This window comes from Microcoleus sp. C2D2 (assembly GCF_036702495.1).
GTDB lineage: Bacteria > Cyanobacteriota > Cyanobacteriia > Cyanobacteriales > Microcoleaceae > Microcoleus.
In genome coordinates this window covers 78,139-85,837 of the sequence record NZ_JAUBTO010000018.1, presented here as the reverse complement: position 1 = coordinate 85,837, position 7,699 = coordinate 78,139, and the positions used below count along the sequence as shown (strand labels likewise).

The 7,699-nt window shown below is 45.7% G+C and carries 7 protein-coding genes; 1 reads left to right on the top strand and 6 read right to left on the bottom strand.

Annotated features, from left to right (window positions below; translation table 11 throughout):
• Window positions 1-358: 358 nt before the first annotated feature.
• The 6 genes from QUB61_RS39820 to QUB61_RS08850 form a co-directional block, all read right to left on the bottom strand.
• Window positions 359-541, bottom strand: a complete 183-nt coding sequence (locus QUB61_RS39820) for a transposase (protein WP_445300201.1) — start codon at window positions 539-541, stop codon at window positions 359-361.
• Between the two features lie 459 nt (window positions 542-1,000).
• Window positions 1,001-1,279: a hypothetical protein gene (locus QUB61_RS08870; RefSeq protein WP_333126454.1), complete on the bottom strand. Its 279-nt coding sequence runs from the start codon at window positions 1,277-1,279 to the stop codon at window positions 1,001-1,003.
• A gap of 62 nt (window positions 1,280-1,341) precedes the next feature.
• Window positions 1,342-1,524: a Uma2 family endonuclease gene (locus tag QUB61_RS08865; RefSeq protein WP_333126457.1), complete on the bottom strand. Its 183-nt coding sequence runs from the start codon at window positions 1,522-1,524 to the stop codon at window positions 1,342-1,344.
• A gap of 512 nt (window positions 1,525-2,036) precedes the next feature.
• The gene (locus tag QUB61_RS08860; protein ID WP_333126460.1) at window positions 2,037-2,753 is read right to left on the bottom strand and encodes a GUN4 N-terminal ARM-like repeat domain-containing protein; all 717 of its coding nucleotides are present in this window, start codon (window positions 2,751-2,753) and stop codon (window positions 2,037-2,039) included.
• 232 nt (window positions 2,754-2,985) lie between these two features.
• Entirely contained in the window at window positions 2,986-3,558 is a 573-nt protein-coding gene (locus QUB61_RS08855; protein ID WP_333126463.1) for a hypothetical protein, read from the bottom strand.
• Between the two features lie 281 nt (window positions 3,559-3,839).
• Window positions 3,840-4,049, bottom strand: a complete 210-nt coding sequence (locus QUB61_RS08850; RefSeq protein ID WP_333126466.1) for a hypothetical protein — start codon at window positions 4,047-4,049, stop codon at window positions 3,840-3,842.
• A 958-nt stretch (window positions 4,050-5,007) separates the two neighbouring features.
• Between QUB61_RS08850 and QUB61_RS08845 the strand changes: the two genes are divergently transcribed.
• Window positions 5,008-7,644 (top strand): AAA-like domain-containing protein, encoded by a 2,637-nt coding sequence (locus QUB61_RS08845; protein WP_333126470.1) that lies wholly within the window; start codon window positions 5,008-5,010, stop codon window positions 7,642-7,644.
• Window positions 7,645-7,699 lie beyond the last annotated feature (55 nt).

Sequence of the window (7,699 nt, the reverse complement as noted above, 5' to 3'; positions counted from 1 at the left end):
TCTAATATCTGATGCTCTAAAATTTTCCATCCTTTTAAAATACCGGATTTTGCGATCATACCTGCGGAATGTGGGTTAGTGTGAAAAAAGTGCTGGCAGTAATGACCCTAAATGATTCAATGCACGGTGCGGCTTTTTCTGTGTTTATTGAGAAGTTTTTATGCCCTCAATTGTGGCCGGGAGCCGTAGTAGTAATACCAATTTCCTAAATATTTGCTACAGATAACCCCTTTAATATGAATGGATATCCAGTCAAAGAAGCAATCACTTCGTTAGTCAGCTTTTTCAACTCTTTTTGCAGAGCCTCTCTCAATTCTTCTATGCCATCAAATCTCAACCATTTCAATTGTTCCTCGATCTACCCCCACAGCCTTTCTATCGGATTTACTTCCGGACTATAGGCCGGCTGAAATAGTAAAATCACGTTTTCTGGTATATTTAGATTCAATGAACTATGAAATCCTCCATTGTCTAGTTGGATGATATGCAAATCAAGAGGATAAGCAGTGGCAAATAGCTCTAAAAACTTCTCAAAACACACGGCTCGTCTAGATGCGTAAATTCATAAAAGAATCCCGCTCCTGTTTGAAGCTCTACTACGACCTATTACCACAGATACATAAAGTCCCATTGCACCTTTCCGTGAGGCTTAATTCCTTTGCCAGTTAATTTCCTTCTTTGAATTGTATGTAGCCCCATTCGACTTTCGTCTTGACTCCAATAGCGAATTTTATGCCACTGCTTTAAAAAGCTCTCACTTTGACGAGCGGCTGGCTTTTATCAACGATGGTAGTTTTTTTTAAATTCTTCTACTGCACCTTTTTTCTGTTTTTCGCTCACGGGACGTGGCACTTTTAATTTCCCTCATTGCCGATATCTCGCCCACTGATGTACTGTCCGATATGCCACTTTTACTTCACAGCAGCTTGTCAACCATTGATGTACTTCTTTGTAGCTACTGAATCCTTCTGGCTCTTGCAATTGGTTTGATAATCTCTCTCTAGTTTCGGGATTCATTACTCAAGGTCGAACCGAACGCGGTTTCTGAAATAATAATTCTTCTATTCCCCCCGCTCGCAGGGCTAGACAACCATCTTTGTATTGTGGTACGATGTTTTCCTAAGCGCACAGCAGCAGACAATACACTATCCACTGTTTTGATTTTGAGCCAATACAGAATCAGCAGTTTTTCGTGGCGCACGGCATCTTTCTCTTGGCACAGCAAAGTTTTCAGTTCTGCTGCGGTTTCTCGAATTACAATTTTAACAACTCCTGACATTGTTTTGACCTCTATTTGGGTACTAAATTGCCAAATACACTTCTACTAACTGTAGCACTATTTTATGAAATTGGTATAATTAAAATCACTTCTGGATCTATCACCCAAACTCGCGGAACTCCGGCCGCCAAATAATCCTTCCCCTTCTCTTCAAATTCCTGCATCGTTTGATCGGGAGAGAGAATCTCAATTACCAATTCAGCAATTGCAGGACAAGCTTCATTCCGCGGCCAATTTTTAGGCAAACGTTAATAAGAAATATACGTCTAATCTGGAAGATGTGCCCAATCTTTACCCAGACGCTTTAACAGAATTCCCCATTCTGGAAGAACTCGCCTGCGGCCTTTACACTATACACGAATCAGGCGACACAAAGTAAACTGTAAAGTCTAATGAAAATATTTTGGAGACACTTTGGGGACTGCTTCACCATCTACAAACTCACAATATACATCTGGGTCAGGAAAAGCTAGAAATTCCTCTAAAGTGAGTTTGGTTCCGATGCCTACGATGACCCCCAGCCCTCTCGCTAATTAATTCAAATATCAATTATACAAACTTTCCCAACTTTCCTCGCATCCCCCTCTTCTCCCCTCTCTTCCTCTGTGGAACAGATGGGACGCCTGTGAATCCCTGCACAACAGTGGAACAGGCGGGACGCCTGTGAATCCCTGCAGTTCAATCCAACACCCCCTCACCAACAAATGTGGGGCCGAACATCCAGCCCCCCCCACATTCTCCAAAAGCCCCAAACCCTTCACTTCACCCAAGCCGGATGAGCCATCAAAGCCGCAAACGGCTGCACACCCCGCAACTGATTCGACAGCGGCAAATGACCCCTAGGCGCGCTCAAATCCCAAATAAACTCTTGCGGATACCGCGTCCAATTATTCCCCTTCTTCCAGCCAATTAGCGGCCACAACTTATCCCAATTCTTCCCCGAACCTAGCCAAATTTCCCGCTGCACCGAAAAGCCAAATTTGCCTTCGGAATGAACTTTCCACAGCGTATTAATTGTTTGCAAATCCGCCACCGGCAAACTCTCGACTTGCGTAAAATACAGCCACTTTCTCACGGAAGCTGTATCACCCGCCAATTCACAAAGCTTGTTTAAAGTCAAGCGATCGGCTTCTTGAAATTCTTGTAACGCCAATAATTGTTGCAGCGGAGTGTAATCAATGTTAGAGTCCGAGCGCAGCGGCACAAGCCCAGTCGGAAAATTCGCTTGCAAAAACTCCGCCGCTCTCGGATAGTTAGCACTGTAAAGAATTTGGTAAGCCTTACCCATTACCGCAGTCGCTGGCTCTGACTTGCGCTCTAATAAAAATTCCATCAATACATCCCAACCGGAATCTGCTATTTGTTGTTGCAGCAGTTGCAGTTGAGTTTTTTCCGAACCCGACCTCAACTGAGAGCGGAGTTCGGCTGTATCGGCGGCCGAGTCTAGAGGAGAAGTAGAAATCGAGTCAGTCATGAGAAACTATCAGCTATCAGCTATCAGCTATCAGCTATTAGCTGAAGCCCTGGTTTTCCCCCATTGTACAATGGTACTGACTCCGATTCACTTCTGTGTACTCGGATGCCTGCGCGCAACGCCGCCTAGTTTAGCCTCACGCCGGCACACTCTTCGCCAATGGCAGCAATCGCAAATAAGTCTACCATCTGAATTTTACGATCGATGCCATTTAAAAGAGTTTTTCTTGAACCTAGTCGTCCACGATCGAAACCCATGCAGAGAACGAAGGCGGAAAAAAGTTTATGTCATATTCCGACTCTTCCCACTCTTTGACCCAAAGCGGCACGGCGCCGGGGCGAGGAGTTGCAGCAAAGGTGCGTTCTTTGACTTCGATCGAGTGAAATAGCTGTTTTAAAGTATCTCCCCGATCCAATGCTTCGCTGAGGATGTCGTCCAAGTCAGGATCGACCCGTTTGACGCGGTTTTTGTCGTCCTCAAGCCACAGAAGTTTCAAAGACTTGAGATCCCTCGGACTGAGGATGCTCTTGTAGTACACGCGCTTGAGGGTCGCTACGGGCTCCAAGGAGCGTTCTATCCGGCGAATTTGCTGAACTCGCAGGTAGTGCCATTCCGCTAAACGCTTGCTTTCCGAAGGCGGGAGGGTTCCCTTCCCTGCTGCGTGTTTGTAGTCGTATTTAATCAAACTGCAAGCCATATTGGCTAGCAGGTGAATCAACTGTTTTTCTTTGGGTGTCGCCTGACGCCGTTCCTGGGTTCTTGTCAATACGCGCTGTCTGCGGGTAGTTTCGAGAGTATTTTCCATTGGGTTTTTACGATATGAAATACGATTGTGCCTGATCCGAATCCCGAACATCAGAAGGTAAGGAGGTTGATAGGCGGGGAAACTCCACCGACAGACTCGCCTTACCTGTTTATTTTCCCATTCACCGTTCTCTGAAACTGACCCCCACCCCCGGGATTAGGTAGACTGAGATTGGGATCGAGTTTTAACCGCCTCGATCGGAGGCGGTTGCGACAACAAATGCCACCACAACCAAAACCACAACCACAACCGCACAAGAGCTAACCACACAAGAGCGCCAATTATTTCCTGCCTTTACCCGTTTTTACCTCTTCTTGCTCGCCATCCTCATTCGTTCCAGTGTAGTTAAAGTCAGGACGGCTCTCCCAAGCCGTGAAACTGCTGGCTGATGTAGGTTGTGGGGCGATCGCAGAAGCGCTGGCGCTACCTGCACCCAAAAAGCCGAAGCCAGCCGAGGCAATTAGCCCTAATACTAAGATGCTGTTTTTCATGTTCGATGACCCTGATTTGCGTAGATTGACACTTTTTGGCTACCCCGATCTATCATTCATGGGTTGATGCAATAACCCACTTGTCTTTCGATAAATCTGCCTGCCATAATCAATTCAGACAGGCACACCCGCTTGCGATCGGAAACGCCAGAAGTGACGTGTTACTAATGTCCACGATCATCCACCAACCCGAATCTTTTGGGTAGTGGAGCGAAAGCCATCAGGGCGTCGATCCATCAGGGAGTTATGCCATCAGGGTGCTAATCCATCGGGTAGTTAAGCCATCAGGGCGCATCTTCTACAATTAGCCACAGACTTAACTTTTATAGTTGAGCGAGTGGTTGGCCGGGCTCTGACAACGCCTTTAAGAATTAAACTTTTTGTGGATGCATCCCGAAAAGTTTGTTCTTAGGAATCCCAGAACGCGAAAGCCCGGGGAAAGTCAGCAGCATGGAATTCCATGCAATCTAAGTCAACTAAAAAAAACGCAGATTAACGATATCTCCCACTCAAGCAGTCCTCAGCCAAACGCTGGGGTTTTTTATTGGCAGCCCTTGCTAAGGCTTTTCCTTCGGCATTCGGCAGGCGGATCTGAAGGCCGAAGGTTGACGGCGCTGCGGTTATGAGTTTCCCTGGCAATATCATACCACCGGCTGAATTTTAAAGTATTTTTGTAAAAAAATGTAAAAAAAGGGCATTTTATCGTTCTCAATCCGAGAAGAGTGAAAATTCATATAATAGTGTAAAGAATCAAGTGCCGGGGTACGATCCTGCAGGTCGCAGGATTTGGGGCGAACGCTTGCAAAGATACGGTAAAGATTGAGAAGGAGAAACGTGAGCTAGTAGACAATAGAGAAAGAGGAACAAAAATTTTCAACCTTAGTAAGCTGGCAATAATTGCAATTTGTAAGCTTTAGATCGCACACCTACGGGGCGCACCATCTTGATGAATTCCCAGATGACAGCATGGGTCAACTCAACCTATCAATATCAAGTCGGAGGATATTTGCCGGCCGGTGCGCCTACCTATGTCAGGCGATCGGCCGACAGCGAACTCTACCAAGGACTCAAAGCCGGAGACTTCTGCTACGTGTTGAGTTCGCCGCACATGGGAAAGTCCAGCCTGCTAGTGCAAACGGCCAAAAGGTTGCAAGCAGAAGGTACAGTTTTTGCTGCCATCAACTTGAGAAGCATCAGCAGCCCAGATATCTCCCCCCAAAAGTGGTATGCCGCAATCATGTACCGCATCGCAAGCAGTTTGCACCTCACAAACAGCTTTGATGCGATCAAGTGGTGGAACGATCGCGAACTGCTGTCGCCGGTGCAGCGATTGGAGATATTTATCGAAAAAGTTTTGCTCAAGTCTATTCGGCAAAAGCTGGTAATTTTCATAGATGACATTGACAGCACCATCCGCCTAAATTTCAGTACCAGCGATTTTTTTGCTTTGATCCGGGCTTGTTACTCCAAGCGGGCAGAGCAACCAGAATACGATCGCCTGACTTTTGCAGTTGTGGGAGTAGCAGCCCCGTCAGAATTGATCCCAGATCAAAGCTGCAACCCTTTTAATATTGGACGGCGGATCAATTTAAGTCTATTCCAAGTGCACGAAAGTTTGCCGCTAGCCAAAGGATTGGCACTCAAAGCTTTTCGCCCCCAAAAAGTGCTCCAAGAAATATTAGCTTGGACGGGAGGTCAACCGTTTCTGACTCAAAAGCTTTGCCGCTTGGTACTTGAATACGAGCCTTTCATTGGCAGAAATTCCGAAGCCCAGCAGGTTGAAAAACTGCTCAAACACAGAATTATTAAAGATTGGGAAGAAGGGGACGATCTCCAACATTTGACTGCTATTCGCGATCGCATTTTCCATAGCCGCTGCGACCTCACGCGGCTGTTAACTCTGTACCAGCAAGCTTTGCAACCGCCAGACCAGACCCAACCGGGGGAAGCGCAGGGAGTACCGGCAGATTACTCTCCCGAACAAATCGAATTGCAACTGTCAGGATTGGTTGTTAACTCTCAGGGTAAATTAATAGTTGCCAACCGAATTTATGAGTCAGTTTTCAATCAGTTCTGGGTGGAACAAGAACTGGGAAAATTGGCTCCGTACCGCTGGGCGCTAGCAGCATGGCTGGCTTCCGACCGCAAAGATGAATCGCAGTTATTGACAGGGGAAAGTTTGCAGTCAGCTTTGGATTGGGCGGCGAACAAACAATTAAGCCAAGAACACTATTGGTTCTTGAATCCCGATCGAACTTTTCGGGAAAAACCGACAGCCGTTGCGGCACCTGTTGCAGACAGCAGCGCAGACACCGATGCTGACAGCAGGATTCTCACCTCGCCCTCAGAGAGTGTTGCAACTGGCAGCAACGAACAGAGATTGTACGATCACATCGTATCCTGCGTGGAAACAGAATCCCCCGCACAGGTGCTCGAGCGGTTCCAAAAGCTATTTATCGACGGCATGGGCTATCCCGATCGAGAAATTGAAGCAACTTTGTACAGTATAGTCTGCGTCAAGCGAGCGGATTACGACTTTAAATATATCCTCCACCGCTGCTGCTACATCCCGATAAACCGCTGGCAATTGCACTCACAAAACAAATTGGCGATCGCAAATTTAGTAGCTTTATTTAAGCAGCCTTCTCCCCGATTTGGCATGGAATTTTACATAGTCAAGCGCTTGCAAGAACAAATAGCATTTTTTACGAAAACTGAAGAATTCCAGACCCTAGAGCGCGTAGTAAAAGCCGTAGAGAGAGAGCCGGAACCGCAGAAAGAAGATACTAATTCCCCCTTGGGTGAATTGATTTGTCGGTATCCTTATTTGTACGGGCATTCTCTGCTGAGCAAGGACAGCATTGAGGAAGACCAGCAAACTATCAAAAAACTGGAATTTCAAAGACAGCGACAATTTGAAAGAGATTTGTCTCAATATTTAAATTATTTGGTTGAACCGAGAAATACAGAGATAGGAATTGTGCAGCCTGCCGCCAATCCCACACTTTTGAACGATGCGGAACTGCACTTAGCTGTCAGAGAATTTGCCGGAAAAGTAGCAGACGAGCGCACTTACAAAGAATCGGCTCAATTTTTCCTGAGAGATGCCAGAAAAACTCCATCTTACGGCTCATTTAAAGTTAATTTATATGAATATTTAATGTCGTCGGTAGAACCAGAATACGGCGGGCGTCAATTTAAGGATCGTTTGTACAAGCAAATCAAAAATACATTGCCAGAAAATGACTCGGTGAAATTAAATAATCTATTGTTAGTTGGGACTTGCCACCAATTGTTCAACTTCTTGGTAGTGGAAAATTCCCACCATCCCAGCCACTACGTTTTTTACGATTTGGTGTACAATCTCGGTCCCAGCCGGACAATGGGTTTACTGCTGAAACTTGTACTGCTTTCGGGTAAGGTTAAACCTGAGTTGGAAAAGCGATTTTCTATTTTGTTTAATCACTATGAAGGTAAGCCTTCTGATGAAATTATTTGGTTTGTAAAATCCTTGGAAAATTTCAATGTGGCTTTGGTTGTAAATTTTGGCAAGGCGGATTTGTCTTTAGTTAAGCAGCATCTTATTTTGACTTGAAAAATAACAAACTCGCTCGGGCAGGGTGATATAATAGTATTAATTAAAAACAAAT

Bases quoted from the DNA above. Each gene is read 5' to 3' on its own strand.
- QUB61_RS08870 (WP_333126454.1), bottom strand. From the start codon at position 1,279: ATGTCAGGAGTTGTTAAAATTGTAATTCGAGAAACCGCAGCAGAACTG.
- QUB61_RS08860 (WP_333126460.1), bottom strand. From the start codon at position 2,753: ATGACTGACTCGATTTCTACTTCTCCTCTAGACTCGGCCGCCGATACA.
- QUB61_RS08855 (WP_333126463.1), bottom strand. From the start codon at position 3,558: ATGGAAAATACTCTCGAAACTACCCGCAGACAGCGCGTATTGACAAGA.
- QUB61_RS08850 (WP_333126466.1), bottom strand. From the start codon at position 4,049: ATGAAAAACAGCATCTTAGTATTAGGGCTAATTGCCTCGGCTGGCTTC.
- QUB61_RS08845 (WP_333126470.1), top strand. From the start codon at position 5,008: ATGACAGCATGGGTCAACTCAACCTATCAATATCAAGTCGGAGGATAT.